The organism is Natrarchaeobius versutus (assembly GCF_041205745.1).
GTDB lineage: Archaea > Halobacteriota > Halobacteria > Halobacteriales > Natrialbaceae > Natrarchaeobius > Natrarchaeobius versutus.
This window is the reverse complement of the sequence record NZ_JBGFCC010000003.1, coordinates 93,454-108,393: the sequence shown is the minus strand read 5'-3', so window position 1 is coordinate 108,393 and position 14,940 is coordinate 93,454. Positions and strand designations below refer to the sequence as shown.

Here is a 14,940-nt window from a genome sequence, read left to right as displayed (position 1 = left end):
CGATCTTTCCGGAATCGAGCGACTGGTTGCGTACTCCGGGGCCGCGTTTACCGGCCCGGAGGTCGTTCGACCCAGTATGAGCGGACGCAACGAGGAGGCGGCTTACACCGAACTCTCGCCCGATGCGTGGCACCAGAACGAGGAGGGAAACTACTACATCGACTGTCCGGAGTGTGGATCGGCCGCGACGCTCTCGAACGTGGTCGATCGCGGTCGGTGCAACGGCTATCTCGACCAGCGGGAAGGCGACACTGAACTCGACGAACAGGCGTTCGACTGCACGGCGAAACTCTGGTTCGAACTGGGATACGTTTCCGATCCCGACCCGGCCGACGAACCCGGTGCGGAAACCGTCGACGACGACGAGGAATCCCCGGCCGATGTCCAGTCTGACGACGGCGTTCCGGCGGAGGGTTCTCCGCCGGGGAGCGAGGGGACCGTACGCGACGACCAGGAGAAGTGACACGGCGATTCATCGGCACTATCGCTTCGGGTCGCGGTAGCGCCGGGGCACAGGCGAGTCTGCTTTCATCAATGCTTGAGTTACGACGGTCTCTTCGAGTCGATCGCAAGCGACCGGGTGAGTCCGTCTGCTTCGCAAGCAACCGGGTGAATTCGCCTGATCGAATCAGTCACCGATCGCTCGCGCGGGAACGCCCACGACGGTCGTCCCCGCGTCGACGTCTCCGGTGACGACCGACCCGGCGCCGACCGCGGCGTTCTCGCCGATCGTGATGTCGCCGAGCAACGTCGCGTTCGCGCCGATCTGGACGCCGTCCTCGAGCGTCGGATGGCGTTTTACCGGCTCGTTCGTATCCCCGCCGAGCGTGACGCCGTGGTACATGTGGACGTCGTCGCCGACTTCGGCCGTCTCGCCGATGACGACGCCCATCCCGTGGTCGATCGTCACGCGCCGCCCGATCGTCGCGCCGGGGTGGATCTCGACCCCTGTCAGCAGGCGGACGAGCTGGGAGAACAGCCTCGCGACGAACCGAAAGCCGGCGTTCCAGAGGCGATGTGCGATCCGGTGGCCCCAGATGGCGTGAACGCCCGGATAACAGATCGCGACCTCGAGACAGCGTCGCGCCGCCGGGTCGCGCTTGCACATCGCCCGGGTGTCCTCACGGAGTCGTCCGAGCATGCGTCGTGGATCTCCCGTGGGTGTGATCGAACGCGGCGGAGCGCTGACTCCTCGAGGGGCGAGCGAGCGGTCGGCAACACCGGCTCCCAACGCGACGCGGTCGGTTGCGGGCTGTCCACGCGGTGTCGCCTGGATGCTCCATGCTCGAGGCTAGCCCTGCGAACGCATAAAACGGACGTTTCGTGGCGCTGGCGACGGCCGCTCGCGGCGTCGCTACTTCCCGCGGGCGAGGCGGGTCCCGATCCGTTCGGGAAGCTCCGTCTCCGCCACCGCCTCCTGGACCGCTTCGACGTCGTACTCGACGCGGTGGGTTTCGACCGTCATCGCCTCGAGGTCGACGACGGCGTACCCCGCTCGCGGATCGCCGTCGCGGGGCTGGCCGACGCTTCCGGGGTTGACGACGATCCCTTCGGCGTAGCGTTTGGCGCCCTGAACGTGGGTGTGGCCGAGCACCAGTACGTCCTCCTCCTCGAGCAGTCGCGGCGAGAACTCCCGCGGATACGTATAGCGGGTGTACCGGTCTGGATCGTCCGGGTGCCCGTGGACGAGCTTGACGCGTCCGTCACACTCGCGTCGCTCGGCCGGAAGCGAGGCGAGCCACTCGAGGTGGTCCTCGGAGAGGTGCCGTTTCGCGTACTCGACGCCAGCCCGGGCCATCCCGTTGAACCGAAACGGCGTCTCCGCGGCGACGGCCGCGTCGTGGTTTCCCATCACCGTCGGAACGTCGCGCTCGCGGAGTTCGTCGACACAGGCCGCCGGCCAGGGATTGTAGCCGACGACGTCGCCGGCACACAACACCTCGTCGACCGGCGCCATCGCAGTGAGGACGGTCTCGAGGGCGACCCGATTACCGTGGACGTCGGAGATGAGTCCGACTCGCATGCTCGAACCTACGGGGCGCGAGCGGTATGTAGATTGTCCAGCGATCGACGCGTCGTTGACGGAATGACAACGAATTAGCCGTTTCGCGTCGTCGAACCCCACATGAGTGATTCCTCCCTCACGCTCCACTCGGTCGACGATCGGACGCTCCCGTCCGTCGAGGCCCTGCTCGAGGCGAACGACCTCCCGTCGGCGGACGTACGAGAGAAACCGGACAGCTTCTACGTCGCCCGTCGGGAGGGCGACCGGGTCGGGATCGGCGGGATCGAAACCCGTGGAGCCGACGGGCTGTTGCGATCGGTCGTCGTCGAACGCCCAGCGCGTGGAAACGGGCTCGGAGCGGCGCTTTGTACGGCGCTGGAAGCACAGGCGCGAGCCGACGGCGTCGAGACGCTGTACCTGCTCACGACGACCGCATCCGAGTTCTTCGCGGCCCGCGGCTACGGGGTGGTCGACCGAAACGACGCCCCGGCGACGATTCGAGACACTGCCGAGTTCACGGAGCTCTGTCCGGCGACGGCGACGTGCATGCGAAAATCGCTCTGACGAGCGGTCCGGCCACGATGGACGGATCGCCGTTCGTCAGTCTCCGTTCTCGAGTGCGGTCTCGAAGCCGTCGTCGGTTCGAACGACGCCGGCCGCACAGACCGCGTGTTCGAACTCGAGTCCGTAGGCGTCGCTTGCGGCCTCCGATGCACTCTCCGCGTCGAACTCGATCGGTTCGGGTGCGTTCTTTTCGTAGGTCGCGACCAGCGTCGGCTCGTCGACCGGTTCGACGAGAAGCGCGTCCCGTCGGACCGTCGCGATCAGCGCCTCGCCGTCGTCGCCGATCGTCGCGGCGATGCGGGGCGTGTCATAGTCGTCTTTCTCGTAATCCAGCGCGAGCAGACTCGTCGCGAGGGCGTCCCGAGCGGGGTAGCCGAGCTCGAGTTTCTCGGCGATCGGATCGACGTGCGAACCGTTTCCGAACGCGACCGTCTCGCCCGTGGGCGTCTCGACCGTCCGCAGACAGTTGTAGGAGACGTAGGGGTTGTCCGTCTCCGGGGCGTCCGCGGTGGGACCCACCGTCAGCGCCTCGTCTCGAGCGGTGATCTCTCGGTTCGGGAACGACCTCGAGGAGACGCGGTAGGCGCCCACGTCCGGGCCGACGACGACGAATCGTCCGACGTACATACCCGGGAGTCCGCGTGAGAGGGGAAAAGGGGTGTCGGTTCGCACTCGAGGTGTCGGTCGGACTCGATCGCAGCGTCGTTCTCTGTGCGAACTGCCACCGACTGGAACGCTAGGACTCTCCAACACCGTGACTTCGACCGAGTTCGTAACACTCTAATACGAACGACAACTACGAGTGTGTACGTCGTCGAAGCAGAACTCGGCGAACATGTCAAGTCCATTAGGGTAGTGGCCAATCCTGAAGCCTTCTGGGGGCTTCGACGCTGGTTCGAATCCAGCATGGACTACTTCTCCTCGTTTCGACTCGAGCATACTCTCCAGCGCCGCCTGTCGTTTTCCACCTGAAACGAAGGGGGTATCCTTCCGCCGATCACCGCCACCAGAACCCCTATTTGCACGACGTACCTACTCGCTCCCAATGAACCGACGGCAGTATCTCGTCGCGGGAACGGCCGCCGCCGTAACGGCTGTCGCCGGCTGTCTCGGCGGGAACGATAGCTCCGACGGGTACGGACCAGAACCGGACGACGCTCCGGGGGAACGATCGATCGACACCGACGCCTACGAGACGGAGTCGTTCGGCGGGATCGACGTCCCGCTCGCGCCCCTCGAGGACGTCGTCTACTGGTATCAGCGCCAGGAAGCGAGGATGGTCGATACGCGCGGTCGCGATCAATACGACGCGGTTCGGATCACCGGCTCCGTCCTGAGCAGTGCCCCGGACGGCGTCTCGAACGATCCAGTCGCTACCTGGCCCGAGGAGGATCGAATCGTCACCTACTGCGTCTGTCCACACACCTTGGCTGGACAGCGAGCGGCGACGCTGATCGCCAACGGCTACGAGGAGGTCTACGCGCTCGACGAAGGGCTCCAGGCCTGGGTCGAGGACCAGTATCCGATCGAGGGTACCGAGGCGACGTACAGCCTCGCCGCGTACGACGTTCGCGGCGTCTCCGATCCCGAACACGCGGGTGAGTTCGTCACCGTCCGGACCCTCGAGAGCGACCAAAGCGAGGTCAGCGCGGTCGAGGACGATGGAAGCTACGAACTGACCCTTCACTTCACCGACGTCGACGACGACTCCTTACTCGAGGTGGACACGCCGGGGTACACCCGAGAGTTGACCCTCGAGGAGGCGACGAGCGACGTCATCACGGCCTAACGCTGTCGATCGTTCACTCTTTCCCGTATCGTCGGTCAGCGTCGATCGTAACCCCCCTCGCGCTCGAGTTCGCCGCGCTTTCGAAGGACTGCGGGCGTCCGACAGATCCCCGGTGCGCCGGTCACCTGGGGGACCGTACAGTTGTTACAGCTCTCACAGAGGGCGCGTTCGTCGGATTCGACGGCTCCGGTCTCGCTTCCCTCGAGCAATCGCGCGCCGAGTCGCGGTTCGGCGTAGAACGGACGGGCCATGCCGACCATATCGCAGGCGGGCTTCGAGCGGGCGTCACCCTCGTTCGATTCGACCTCCCTTCCTCGCGAGCCGAGCAGTCGATCCATCTCGCCGCGCTCGCGGATCCCGCCCTCCGCGAGGACGGGGATCGACACCTGTTCGCGGACGCGCCGACAGAACTCCTCGTTCCACGCCGGCTCGCTGTCGTAGACGACGGACTCGAGGCGGTTGCCGAGTGCGACGAGTCGCCGCCGACTGGCGCCGCCGAACGCCGCGTCGTACTCCCCGCGAAGCGCTTCGTTGGCCCAGGCGCGATCGGGATACTCGCCGCGGACGATGCTCATATCCCAGACGACCGACGTTCGAACGGGAACGACGGCGTCGTAGCCGACTCGCTCGAGTCGCCGGGCGATCTCGACGCCGTCGGCGAGCGAGAGCTTCCGACGGACGATCGGCGACGGCGGCGCGGGCGTCTCCGCCGGAACCTTGGTCATCAGGGGGACGTCGCCGACTCGGTCCCTGATCTCGTCGTGGACGAGCGCGAGAAACTCGAGGCGGGCTTCGGGCGAGCCGCCGAACTCGTCGTCCCGGCGATTGTAGAATGGTGAGAGGAACTGCTGGACGATCCCCATGTTCGCCCCCGAGAGGTGGATGCCGTCGTAGCCCGCCTCGACGGCGTAGGCCGCCGAGCGGCCAAAATCCGCGGCGAGGTCGTACACCTCGTCGGTCGAGAGGACGTGTGGGTCGTACGAGAGAAACGAAAGGCGATCGAACAGCCGCAACTGCCAGGGCAGTCTCGAGACGGCGAGTTGCCCGATATCGGGGTGTTCCCGGCGGTACTCGGCGTGCCAGGTTTCCATGCTCCGCAGGCCGCCGTGTTCGAGTTGCAGGAAGATTCGGCTCCCGTGGTCGTGAATTCGGTCGGTGAGCCGCGACAGTCGCGAGACGAACGACGGATCGTGGACGCGGGTCATTCCAGGCGCCGCACAGCCCCCCTCGCCGGTGACGATCGTCGCCCCCTGACAGAGCAATCCGACGCCTGACGCCGCGGTAGGCTCGAGGTCGTCGATCAGCGTGTCGACGGCGTCCGGCCCGTTGCCCGCACACTCGAGTACCGGCGCTCGATAGAGTCGGTTCGGTACCCGAACGCCGCCGATCTCGATCGGCTCCTCGAGCGTGGTCATATCCGGGCTATCACGGGAGCGTACAAGAGCGTGCCGTCCGGATGGACCCGGCCGATCGGGTCGGTTGCGATACCAGCGTCCGTACATCTTTCCGGTGGCCGCTCGTTCGAACGATCATGGCTCCGATAACGCGACTCGTCCTCGACGTCCTGAAACCCCACGACCCCGGCGTCGTTTCCTTCGCGTCTCAGCTGGGTGAGCTGGATGATATCGAGGCGGTCACCGCGACGGTCATCGAGGTCGACGAGAACGTCAAGACGCTCCGCGTGACGATCGAGGGGACGGATCTCGAGATGGACGTGATCCGCGCCGAAATCGAGGATCTCAGCGCGTCGGTCCACTCGATCGACCAGGTCGCCTGCGGGTCGCGAACCGTCGACGATCCCTGGCTCGGCTGACGATGGCGTCTCGAGTCGCCCGTCTGCGACGCGTCCTCGGCAAGGAAGACGTCCGATCGATCTCCCGACGGTACTTCATCGCCAACGGGTTCGACGGAACGCTCACGAGCATCGGCGTCGTCGTCGGTGCCTATCTCTCCGGTATCGGGGATGGATTCACCGTCGTCGCGATCGGTCTCGGCGCGGCCGTCGGCCTCGGCACCTCGGGCGTCTGGAGCGTCTGGGAGATCGAACGCGCCGAGGCGCTGGCCGAGCGCCAGCGGATCGAACGGGCGATGCTTACGGAACTCGAGGATACGCGCGTCCAGCGCGAACACCGCGCCGCCCAGATCGTCCACGCCGTCGCGAGCGCGTCCGGCCCGTTGCTCGCCTTTACGCTCACGCTCGTCCCGCTCGCGCTCGAGGGGGTCGTTTTTACGATGTTTCAGGCGGTGCTCGCTTCGATCACCGTCGGCGTTCTCGTACTGTCCACGTTCGGTATCTACCTCGCATCGATCTCCCGCCAGCGGTGGTACGTCGCGGCGGTCAGAATGGGGCTCGCCGGACTCGTCGTGGCGGGGATCAACGTGCTCTTGCCGGGATGATTCGACGTCGCTAAAAGCGGGGTGTCAGGACGGAAGGACGACCGCCCGCCCCTCGATCTCGCCGTGCTCGAGTCGCTCGGCGACCGTGTTGATCTCGTCCAGCCCGTACTGTTCGGTGTGGAGGGCGACGTCGCCGCGGTCGACGAGGGAGACGAGTTCCTGAAGCTCGGCGTACTTGCCGACGAGCGTTCCCCGGAACGCCATCTCGCCGTCGACGAGCGTCTGGGACGGCTCGTGGACGTGGCCGCCGTAGCCGATCACGTGGTGGTCGCCGCCTGCGGCGAGGACGTCGGGTGCGAGGCCGGTCGTCTCGTCGGCGCCGACGAAGTCGAGCACCTGCTGGGCGCCGTCGTCGTCGGTCACGTCGGCGACGACGCCCGCGACGTCCTCCTCGCCCGAGTTGACCGTGTGACTGGCGCCGAGATCGGCCGCCAGCTCGAGCGCTTCGTCCTTGAGGTCCACAGCGACGATGTCGGCCGCGGTCATCGCATCGAGACACTGGAGGCCGATGTGGCCCAGACCGCCGATGCCGATGACGACGCAGGCGTCGCCCGGATTCAACTCGTCGGCCGCCTTCTTCGCTGCGTGGTAGGCCGTGATGCCGGCGTCGGCGTGGGGGGCGATCTCCGTCGGATCCGCACCCTCGGGCAGCGGAATGACCGCGCGCTCGTTCGTTTGCAGGTACTCGGCGAAGCCGCCGTCGGTCGTCAGCCCGTTGAACGCGCTGTTCTCGCAGTACATGTCCTCGCCCAGTCGGCAGGGCCGACAGATGCCACAGCTCTGGACGGGGTGACAGATCACCGGATCACCTTCCTCGACGAGGGTGACCTCGTCGCCGACCTCGGCGACGATGCCGGCGTTTTCGTGACCCAGCGTCATCGGTAGCTCCTGGGGGACGTACTCTTCCCACATCCCCTCGATAATGTGGTTGTCCGTCTGACACCAGCCCGCGCCTTCGACTTCGATCAACACCCCGTCGGAGTGCTCGAGAGTGGGTCTGTCGACGTCGTCGATCGAGAGCGCGTCGGTCATCTCGTCCGTGTACTCGTGGAGGCGCGCGGCTTGCATGGTAACGTGTGACACTCCGACGGCCCACACCAAAAATCTCACACCTCTCGAGTGCGTTCGTTCGTCGGCTCTGATACGTTTCGAGGTTGTGCGTTTCGTTACAGCCGAGGTCCGGCACCGGGAACTCGGCTCGACCCGACATCACGACCGTTCGGTCGTGACGACCGTCCCGATCGTGCGAAAAAACCTCATGGTGGATGCTAGCGTCATCCATGCCGTTATGTACGATCACGACGGGGAGGACATCTTCGTCATCGACGCACACGTCCATCTCTGGGACGCATCGGAACAGAACATCAAACACGAGGGCGGCGAGGAGTTCATCCGGTGTTTTTACGACTATCACACGACGTTCACGCCGGAAGACCGCCTGTGGGACCTCTCGGAGTACCGCCGCTACGGCTCAGACCGGATGCTCGAGGACATCTTCGGTAACGCCGCCGCGGATATGGCTATCTTCCAGCCGACGTACCTCACCGACTTCTACGAGGAGGGGTTCAACACCACCCACCAGAACGCCGAACTCGCGACGGCCTACCCCGAGCGGTTCGTCCTGAACGGGAGTTTCGATCCGCGCGACGGCGAGACGGGGATCGAGCACCTGGAGGACCTCCACGAGACGTACGACATTTCGGGGGTCAAACTGTACACCGCCGAGTGGCGCGGCGAGTCGAAGGGGTGGCGACTCGACGACGAAGAGGCGTTTCGATTCCTGGAGAAGTGCGCCGAACTCGGCATCGAGAACGTCCACCCGCACAAAGGGCCGACGATCCGACCGTTGAACCGCGACGCCTTCGACGTCAAGGACGTCGACGACGCGGCCTCGTCGTTCCCGGATCTCAACTTCGTCGTCGAACACGTGGGCCTGCCCCGGCTCGATGACTTCTGCTGGATCGCCGCCCAGGAGCCGAACGTCTACGGCGGACTGGCGGTCGCCGCGCCGTTCGCCCAGAACCGTCCCGGGAAGTTCTCCGAGATCATGTCGGAGCTTCTGTGGTGGCTTGGCGAAGACCGGCTCCTGTTCGGCTCGGACTACGCGCTGTGGAACCCCGACTGGCTCGTCGAGACGGTGATGGAAGCCGAACTGATGCCCGAACACAGAGCCGAGTACGGCGTCGAGTGGGACCTCGAGACCAAGCGGAAGGTGATGGGCGAGAACGCCGCGGCGCTGTACGACATCGACATCGAGGACAAGCGCCGAACCTTCCGTGACGACGAGATCAGCGACCGCTTCGACCTCGGCGATCACTACGCGAGCGGCGAACCCGCCGCGGCCGACTGATGAGCGACCGCACCGCCGACGCGGCCGTCGCTTCCTTCGAGGAGTCGACCGTCCGCGACGCGCTCCAATCCGTGACCGACCCGGAACTCGATCACTCGATCGTGGCCCTCGAGTACGTCGATTCGATCGAAATCGACGGCGCGGAGGTGACTCTCGAGTTTACGCTCCCGACCGCGTGGTGCTCGCCGGCGTTCGCCTGGATGATGGCAGTCGACGCCCGCGACGCGATCGAATCGTTGCCGGCAGTCGAGACGGCGACCGTCGTCCTCCGCGAGCACATGCACGACGCGGAGATCAACCGTGGCGTGAACGAGCGGCGGTCGTTCGAGGACGCGTTTCCCGATGCCGACGGCGGCATCGACGGCGTCCGCGCCAATCTGGACGAAAAGGCCCGTGTCGCACGACAGTACGACGCCGTCGAAACCCTGATCGAGGCCGGTTTCGACCCCGAAACGATCGTCTCGCTTCGACTCGCCGATCTCGAGCGGTTACCAGCGGAACTCGCCGACGAGTCTCCCCGTCCCGGCACAGCGGCAAACGCGGGTATCTCGGACGAGAACGCTACGGAGCGGATCGTCGTCTACGCCCAGGCGCATACGGTCGGGGTCGTCGTTCCCGCGGAGCCGATCGAGCGGTACCTCGAGAAAGCCCGCGCGACTGGCGTCGTCTCGACACCCGAGAACGCGCTGTTCCGGACGCCCGAGGGCGAGACGATTCCGCCGGATTCGTTCGAGCTGGTTCACCGTCGCGGACGGCTCACGCAGGTCAACATGTCCGGTCAAGCCGGGATCTGCGACGGGCTCAACGAGGCCAGAAAACGACGGGTCGACTCGGACGGCGGCGAGTAGCGGGTCGACTCGACGCGCCCCTCGAGTCTCCTGTCGCGTCGTCGCGAAAGCGAACCGCGAGGATTAGAGGCCCGTCACGTTTTCGCCGTCGGTGAGCGTCGCGGTTCCGTCGTCTTCGCCGGTTCCATCGACGCCGTTCGGACCGTCGTCGAACCCGACTAGGTCGTTCTCGCCGTTTTCGTCGACGAGCACGCCGTGGTCTGCAAGCGCCGCGTCGTCGGGGACGGCCCACGGTGTGAACGAACAGCCCTCCGACTCGAGGTCGGCCTCCTGTTCGACGAAGATGGCGGTCGTCATCTCGTACTCGCACTCGATCGCTTCGCCCTCGGGCGGGACGGTCACCGTGTGGTCGTTTATCTGCATGGCGAGCTGGGCGCGCATCTCCGCGTCGGTGAGTTCCTCGTTGTCGACGTGGGTCGCGAACCACTCGGCGACGTCGTCGTTGTCGAGTGTTGCGACGAACGTAATCTCACGGCTCTCGCCGGGTGGGATGTGGGTTTCCGACGTCCCGCCGACGACGTCGACGTCGTGGGCGTCCCACTCCGCGACGAGTCGATCGTTGAACTCCATCTCGCCGGTGAACGCGGGGGTCGCAAGCGGGTACGCGTTCGGGTTGTGGACGTCGAAGGTGAGGTGGACCTCCGTCCGTTCCTCGTCGACGTCACCCCATGCCGCGTCGGTGTCTTCGATCTCGACCCGGGGCTCGAGGATCGTGTCCGACCGCTCGGACGCCCCTGGCGAGAGCGAGTGTTCGCCCTCCATCTCGGCGAGTGCGTCGGCGATCATCGGCTCGAGGTCGGTCTCGATCTCGTCTTCGTGGGCGTGTGATGGCGATCCCGAGAGCGGTCCGACGTCGGCGTGGACGACCACGTCGGCTTCTACGTCGCTCACCTCGCCACTCTCGATGTGTGTCGCCCACCACGCGGGAAGCTGGTGGTACTGGAGGTCGGTTCGAAGCTCCGTCGTCGAGTTACCCGACGGAACGGTGACGTCGGCCGACTCCCCGTCGGCGAGGGAGACGTCGTTCATCGCGAGCGCGTACTCGACGTCCAGATCGTCGATTTCGAGGCCAGGATTGGGGTTGTCGATCCAGACCGTCGTGATCACCTCGATCCGTTCGTCGTCGACCTCGCCCCACGCGTTGTCCTCGAGGCCGGCGTCGGGAACCCCGAGCACTCCTGTGGCGAACAGGCCGCCGAGGACGACGACGAGACAGACGACGACCGCAGCCGCGACCGCCGCCACCTTCCTGATCATACGTCCGCCTCTGGCACTGAACTACAATATAGATGGGGTATTCAGAGCGTGTTAATTATCTGTCCTAAACAGGAGAAACAGGCTGTTTGAGACAGAAACGCGTTGTTAGTTTCGAGGTGTTTATCAGACGAATTACTTCTCGGGGCCGTCCGTCGTGTCCGGATACCGATACCACCGATCGGCGATTACTTTTCGACCTCGAGCAACGCCACCCGTTCGCGAACCAGCGCCGAAAGCGGGGCGTCGGTCGCTCCGCGCTCCGCGTCGGTCACGTCGAAAAAGCTACACAGCCGCTCGTCGTCGCGGTCGTCGAGCGTCGGCTCCACGTCGACGACCGCCTCGAGATCCCGAACGGCCTCGAGGGCGCGTGCCTCGGCGTTCGCTCGATCTGCGTCCGCCCGATCTGCGTTCGCCCGTTCGGCGGCTCCCCTTCCCCGCCCGTCGGGATCGACCGGAAACGCGTCGATCAGCACGACTGCCGGGATTTCACCCTCGCTGACGCCCATCTCGAGCGCCCGATCGATCTGGCGACGACCGGCGGCGTACAGCAGGATCTCGACGGCGCGATCCCTGGCGACGTTCTCGTCGCGTTCGATGGCCCTGTTGGCCAGCTCCACTGCCCGCTCCAGATGCCGGCGGTCGGCGACGTAGCGAGCGTCGAACGCCTGGATCGTGACGCCGAATCGATCGCCGACCTCGCCGATAGTCGCGACGAACGAATCGAGATCGCCGATCGAGAGCCGACACTCGAGGAGTTCCATCAGGCCTCCCCTCCGCGGAATCGCTTCATTAGAAATCACCCAAGCTCGACTGGCTCTCGTCCGCCTCTGCTCGTTCGTCCGCCGACGGCTCGTTCGATCCGTCGCGTTCGCCACGGCCGGTACTCGAGTCGGCCACCGCTCCGTCCCTGAGACCGACCGGCTCGACGCCGTCCATCGAGGGGTCCTCCCGCCCCGCGTTCTCGAGGATCGTTTCGGCGGTCTTCTCTCCTTTGAGCACCGAGAGCACGACGCCCTTCTCGGCGGTTCGCAGGTCGGCGGGCTCCTCGATTCCGGCGTCGTACAGCCGGCGGGCGCGCTTACGGCCGACGCCGCCGACAGAGACGAGTTCGAGCAGTTCCTCGCCGACGCCGTGTTCGACGCGGGCGCGGGCCTCCCGAACCGCGACGGTCCACTCACTGTCGACTTCTCGGGCGAGTGACTCGGCGGCGCCTAGCAACCACTCCGCGGTGTCGACTTTCCCGCGCAGGTCGCCGGGACCGATCTTGTACCGCTCGGTGATCGCCTCCTCGTCGGCCTCTTCGGCCCAATCTTCGAGCAGTTTGCCGGTTTTCAGGGCGGCGAGCCAGTCTTCGAAGCGGTTCTCCTCGAACTCGCTGGGTGCGTCACCGAGCAACTCGCGCTCGCGCTCGTAGTAGAGTTCGCCGAATTTCTCGTCCTCGCCCGATCGGAGGTAGAGTTCGTACATATCGGGGGTGCGCGAGACCAACTGGTAGAGCCCCAGCGCTGTCGGGCGCTCCTCACAAGTCTCGAGGCCGTGGACGATCTCCGCGGCGCTCATCGGATCGAGGTAGAGCCGCGAGACGGTGTGTCCGAGGCTCGTCGCCTCGAGTTCGACCTCGGTGGCTTCCTTACTCGCCAGTTCGGCCGCGGAGGTGAACGCGTTCGTTGCGTCGTCGGTGACGGCCTCGGCGTTCGAATCGGTCTTTCCGCCGTCGCGCTCGACGAACTCGTTTCGCTCGAGATACGAGAGGACGTCGTCGGTGACGGCTTCGAGGCGACCCGCCTCGGTCGACTGGCTCGCGTACAGGGTGGCCTCGAGAAAGTCGAGCAGGCCCGATCGGGTGCGGGCAAAGCCGGAGGCGATGGTGGCGAGAACGTGGGTTCGGAGGGCGGGCTCGGCGGCGAGCTTCGAGCGGACGTCCTCGGGTTCGGCCCAGACGTACCGGTCGAACAGCTCCTCGCTCTCGTCGTGGCTCTTTGCCAGCAACACGGCCTCGCCGTAAGGATCGAGCCCGGGGCGACCGGCCCGTCCCATCATCTGGTGGATCTCGAGGACGTCGAGAGGAGCCATCCCGCCGGCGCTCGGATCGAACCGTCGCCAGTCGCGGACGACGACGCGGCGGGCGGGCGTGTTGACGCCGGCCGCGAGCGTCGGCGTCGCCGAGATGACCTTCAGCAGGCGGTCGCGAAAGGCGTCCTCGACGAGACTCCGCTGGGTGGAAGAGAGGCCGGCGTGGTGAAACGCCGAGGCGCGTTCGACGCAGTCGGCCAGGTCGCGGCTGGTCTCGGTGTCGCTGTCGTCGCGAATCTCTGCGGCGAGGTCGGCCAACTCCGTTCGCTCCTCGTCGGTGAGTTCGGGACTCGAGACGCCGCCCAATCGTCGGGCGGCGGCCTCGGCGTTTCTGCGGGAGTTGACGAACACGAGCGACGAGCCACCTTCCTGGAGGATGTCGCGGACGAGCGCGGCCTCCTGTTTTTCCGATCCCTCGATCGGCACCTCGCGGGTCGAGCCGTCGTCGAAGTTGAGTGCGTTGCCGTAGTGGACGCCCGTCCGGAGGTCGATCGGCCGCCAGTCGGAGTCGACGAGTGCGGCGTCGAGCCAGCTGGCGACCTCGTCCGCGTTGCCGACCGTCGCCGAGAGCGCGACGACCTGGAGGCCGGGGTTGAGCTGGCGGAGCTTCGCCAGGGTCACCTCGAGCGTCGGTCCGCGATTGCGGTCGTCGATGAGGTGCACTTCGTCCGAGACGACGCAGGTGAGATCGGAGAGCCAGTCGGCGCCGTTTCGGACGAGCGAGTCGACTTTCTCGCTGGTCGCGACGATGAGATCCTTGGTCGCGAGCCACTCACTGGTCGACTCGTAGTTGCCGGTTGCAACGCCCGTCGTGACGCCGAAGGACTCGTAGGCGTCGAACTCGGCCTTTTTCTCGCTGGCCAGGGCGCGCAGCGGGACGATATAGAGCGCCTTCCCGCCGCGTTCGATCGCCGACAGCATCGCCAGGGCGGCGATCATCGTCTTGCCGCTTGCGGTCGGCACGGCCGCGACCAGGTTCTCGCCGTCGGTCGCGCCAGCCTCGACGGCCTCGGCCTGGGGCGGGTAGAGCTCCTCGACCCCTTCCTGTCGAAAGTGCTGGATGGCACCGGGCGGGAGCCCCGACAGCTCCTCGAGATTCATTACCCGTCGTTGGTGCGTCCCGCGGTTTAAACTGTCGTCTCCCGCCGATCCCGCGACACCGGTCGGCGACAGATCGATGGGTGTGGCGACCGAACGACGCCGTATGGCCGACCCTGACACCGTTCTCGTCCCGACGTTCGGCCGCCCGCAAGAGGACGATGCCCTCGCGTACGCCCTCGAGACGTTCCCCGACGCCGACGTCACGCTCCTGGCCGTCGTGACGCCGCTCGACGCCCCGTTGAGCGAGGGCGGCGTCCTCGAGCGCGACGAGGAACGGGGGGAGGCGACACGCGAGCGGGCGGAATCGGTACTCGAGTCGGCCGCCGAGTCACTCGACGATCGGACAGTGATCGACCGAGTCCGCATCGAGGTCGCGGAGGGACGCCCCGGCACCGTCGTTCCCCGATACGCCGGCGACGAACGGATCGACCACGTCGTCGTCTACGGCCACGGAAAGCGCGCGACGGGGTTGACCCGCCGGCTGCTCGGTCGCGGGATTGCGGCGACGGTCGTCGAACGGACCGAGCGTCCCGTGACGGTGATCAGATAACGCTCG

General features: G+C 66.1%; 16 protein-coding genes and 1 tRNA gene. 9 read left to right on the top strand and 8 right to left on the bottom strand.

Features of this window, described 5'->3' with window-relative positions:
- The first annotated feature begins 76 nt into the window (after positions 1 to 76).
- Positions 77 to 463: a hypothetical protein gene (locus tag AB7C87_RS08555; protein ID WP_369729015.1), complete on the top strand. Its 387-nt coding sequence runs from the start codon at positions 77 to 79 to the stop codon at positions 461 to 463.
- A 165-nt stretch (positions 464 to 628) separates the two neighbouring features.
- On the opposite strand, the gene cysE is transcribed toward AB7C87_RS08555, so the two are convergent.
- Together cysE and AB7C87_RS08545 are read right to left on the bottom strand one after the other, a co-directional pair.
- Entirely contained in the window at positions 629 to 1,141 is a 513-nt protein-coding gene (gene cysE, locus AB7C87_RS08550; RefSeq protein WP_369729014.1) for a serine O-acetyltransferase, read from the bottom strand.
- A gap of 213 nt (positions 1,142 to 1,354) precedes the next feature.
- Positions 1,355 to 2,023 (bottom strand): metallophosphoesterase family protein, encoded by a 669-nt coding sequence (locus tag AB7C87_RS08545; protein WP_369729013.1) that lies wholly within the window; start codon positions 2,021 to 2,023, stop codon positions 1,355 to 1,357.
- A gap of 102 nt (positions 2,024 to 2,125) precedes the next feature.
- Between AB7C87_RS08545 and arsN2 the strand changes: the two genes are divergently transcribed.
- Positions 2,126 to 2,569, top strand: a complete 444-nt coding sequence (gene arsN2 / locus AB7C87_RS08540) for an arsenic resistance N-acetyltransferase ArsN2 (RefSeq protein WP_369729012.1) — start codon at positions 2,126 to 2,128, stop codon at positions 2,567 to 2,569.
- A gap of 36 nt (positions 2,570 to 2,605) precedes the next feature.
- On the opposite strand, the gene AB7C87_RS08535 is transcribed toward arsN2, so the two are convergent.
- The gene (locus tag AB7C87_RS08535; RefSeq protein WP_369729011.1) at positions 2,606 to 3,196 is read right to left on the bottom strand and encodes an IMP cyclohydrolase; all 591 of its coding nucleotides are present in this window, start codon (positions 3,194 to 3,196) and stop codon (positions 2,606 to 2,608) included.
- Positions 3,197 to 3,410: 214 nt separating this feature from the next.
- Here AB7C87_RS08535 and AB7C87_RS08530 point away from each other — a divergent pair.
- Together AB7C87_RS08530 and AB7C87_RS08525 are read left to right on the top strand one after the other, a co-directional pair.
- Positions 3,411 to 3,483, top strand: a tRNA-Gln gene (locus AB7C87_RS08530).
- A 131-nt stretch (positions 3,484 to 3,614) separates the two neighbouring features.
- Complete coding sequence (locus AB7C87_RS08525) at positions 3,615 to 4,358, top strand: rhodanese-like domain-containing protein (RefSeq protein WP_369729010.1); 744 nt, start codon at positions 3,615 to 3,617, stop codon at positions 4,356 to 4,358.
- A 35-nt stretch (positions 4,359 to 4,393) separates the two neighbouring features.
- On the opposite strand, the gene AB7C87_RS08520 is transcribed toward AB7C87_RS08525, so the two are convergent.
- Positions 4,394 to 5,773: an oxidoreductase gene (locus AB7C87_RS08520; protein ID WP_369729009.1), complete on the bottom strand. Its 1,380-nt coding sequence runs from the start codon at positions 5,771 to 5,773 to the stop codon at positions 4,394 to 4,396.
- A gap of 116 nt (positions 5,774 to 5,889) precedes the next feature.
- On the opposite strand from AB7C87_RS08520, the gene AB7C87_RS08515 reads away from it, so the two are divergent.
- Together AB7C87_RS08515 and AB7C87_RS08510 are read left to right on the top strand one after the other, a co-directional pair.
- Positions 5,890 to 6,171 carry a DUF211 domain-containing protein gene (locus AB7C87_RS08515; protein ID WP_369729008.1) on the top strand — a complete coding sequence of 94 codons (282 nt, stop codon included), beginning with the start codon at positions 5,890 to 5,892 and terminating at the stop codon, positions 6,169 to 6,171.
- A 2-nt stretch (positions 6,172 to 6,173) separates the two neighbouring features.
- Positions 6,174 to 6,755 carry a VIT1/CCC1 transporter family protein gene (locus AB7C87_RS08510; RefSeq protein ID WP_369729007.1) on the top strand — a complete coding sequence of 194 codons (582 nt, stop codon included), beginning with the start codon at positions 6,174 to 6,176 and terminating at the stop codon, positions 6,753 to 6,755.
- A gap of 24 nt (positions 6,756 to 6,779) precedes the next feature.
- On the opposite strand, the gene AB7C87_RS08505 is transcribed toward AB7C87_RS08510, so the two are convergent.
- Entirely contained in the window at positions 6,780 to 7,823 is a 1,044-nt protein-coding gene (locus AB7C87_RS08505) for an NAD(P)-dependent alcohol dehydrogenase (protein ID WP_369729006.1), read from the bottom strand.
- A gap of 220 nt (positions 7,824 to 8,043) precedes the next feature.
- Between AB7C87_RS08505 and AB7C87_RS08500 the strand changes: the two genes are divergently transcribed.
- Both AB7C87_RS08500 and AB7C87_RS08495 read left to right on the top strand, forming a co-directional pair.
- Positions 8,044 to 9,105, top strand: a complete 1,062-nt coding sequence (locus AB7C87_RS08500; RefSeq protein ID WP_369729005.1) for an amidohydrolase family protein — start codon at positions 8,044 to 8,046, stop codon at positions 9,103 to 9,105.
- The gene (locus AB7C87_RS08495) at positions 9,105 to 9,953 is read left to right on the top strand and encodes an iron-sulfur cluster assembly protein (RefSeq protein WP_369729004.1); all 849 of its coding nucleotides are present in this window, start codon (positions 9,105 to 9,107) and stop codon (positions 9,951 to 9,953) included. Before AB7C87_RS08500 ends, AB7C87_RS08495 begins: the two co-directional genes overlap by 1 nt.
- Before the next feature lie 63 nt (positions 9,954 to 10,016).
- Here AB7C87_RS08495 and AB7C87_RS08490 read toward each other — a convergent pair whose 3' ends face one another.
- The 3 genes from AB7C87_RS08490 to AB7C87_RS08480 all read right to left on the bottom strand — a co-directional run bounded on the left by AB7C87_RS08490 (position 10,017) and on the right by AB7C87_RS08480 (position 14,384).
- Positions 10,017 to 11,210, bottom strand: a complete 1,194-nt coding sequence (locus tag AB7C87_RS08490; protein ID WP_369729003.1) for an LEA/WHy family protein — start codon at positions 11,208 to 11,210, stop codon at positions 10,017 to 10,019.
- 185 nt (positions 11,211 to 11,395) lie between these two features.
- Positions 11,396 to 11,971, bottom strand: a complete 576-nt coding sequence (gene cgi121 / locus AB7C87_RS08485) for a KEOPS complex subunit Cgi121 (protein ID WP_369729002.1) — start codon at positions 11,969 to 11,971, stop codon at positions 11,396 to 11,398.
- Between the two features lie 28 nt (positions 11,972 to 11,999).
- A complete protein-coding gene (locus tag AB7C87_RS08480) occupies positions 12,000 to 14,384 on the bottom strand; it encodes an ATP-dependent DNA helicase (protein ID WP_369729001.1) in 2,385 nt (794 codons plus the stop codon).
- 103 nt (positions 14,385 to 14,487) lie between these two features.
- Here AB7C87_RS08480 and AB7C87_RS08475 point away from each other — a divergent pair, with 103 nt between their 5' ends.
- Positions 14,488 to 14,934: a universal stress protein gene (locus AB7C87_RS08475; RefSeq protein WP_369729000.1), complete on the top strand. Its 447-nt coding sequence runs from the start codon at positions 14,488 to 14,490 to the stop codon at positions 14,932 to 14,934.
- The last annotated feature ends 6 nt before the right edge of the window (positions 14,935 to 14,940 follow it).

Bases quoted from the DNA above. Each gene is read 5' to 3' on its own strand.
- cysE (WP_369729014.1), bottom strand. From the start codon at position 1,141: ATGCTCGGACGACTCCGTGAGGACACCCGGGCGATGTGCAAGCGCGAC.
- AB7C87_RS08510 (WP_369729007.1), top strand. From the start codon at position 6,174: ATGGCGTCTCGAGTCGCCCGTCTGCGACGCGTCCTCGGCAAGGAAGAC.
- AB7C87_RS08500 (WP_369729005.1), top strand. From the start codon at position 8,044: ATGTACGATCACGACGGGGAGGACATCTTCGTCATCGACGCACACGTC.
- AB7C87_RS08515 (WP_369729008.1), top strand. From the start codon at position 5,890: ATGGCTCCGATAACGCGACTCGTCCTCGACGTCCTGAAACCCCACGAC.
- AB7C87_RS08480 (WP_369729001.1), bottom strand. From the start codon at position 14,384: ATGAATCTCGAGGAGCTGTCGGGGCTCCCGCCCGGTGCCATCCAGCAC.
- AB7C87_RS08520 (WP_369729009.1), bottom strand. From the start codon at position 5,773: ATGACCACGCTCGAGGAGCCGATCGAGATCGGCGGCGTTCGGGTACCG.
- AB7C87_RS08535 (WP_369729011.1), bottom strand. From the start codon at position 3,196: ATGTACGTCGGACGATTCGTCGTCGTCGGCCCGGACGTGGGCGCCTAC.
- AB7C87_RS08555 (WP_369729015.1), top strand. From the start codon at position 77: ATGAGCGGACGCAACGAGGAGGCGGCTTACACCGAACTCTCGCCCGAT.
- AB7C87_RS08495 (WP_369729004.1), top strand. From the start codon at position 9,105: ATGAGCGACCGCACCGCCGACGCGGCCGTCGCTTCCTTCGAGGAGTCG.
- AB7C87_RS08505 (WP_369729006.1), bottom strand. From the start codon at position 7,823: ATGCAAGCCGCGCGCCTCCACGAGTACACGGACGAGATGACCGACGCG.
- cgi121 (WP_369729002.1), bottom strand. From the start codon at position 11,971: ATGGAACTCCTCGAGTGTCGGCTCTCGATCGGCGATCTCGATTCGTTC.
- AB7C87_RS08545 (WP_369729013.1), bottom strand. From the start codon at position 2,023: ATGCGAGTCGGACTCATCTCCGACGTCCACGGTAATCGGGTCGCCCTC.
- arsN2 (WP_369729012.1), top strand. From the start codon at position 2,126: ATGAGTGATTCCTCCCTCACGCTCCACTCGGTCGACGATCGGACGCTC.
- AB7C87_RS08490 (WP_369729003.1), bottom strand. From the start codon at position 11,210: ATGATCAGGAAGGTGGCGGCGGTCGCGGCTGCGGTCGTCGTCTGTCTC.
- AB7C87_RS08475 (WP_369729000.1), top strand. From the start codon at position 14,488: ATGGCCGACCCTGACACCGTTCTCGTCCCGACGTTCGGCCGCCCGCAA.
- AB7C87_RS08525 (WP_369729010.1), top strand. From the start codon at position 3,615: ATGAACCGACGGCAGTATCTCGTCGCGGGAACGGCCGCCGCCGTAACG.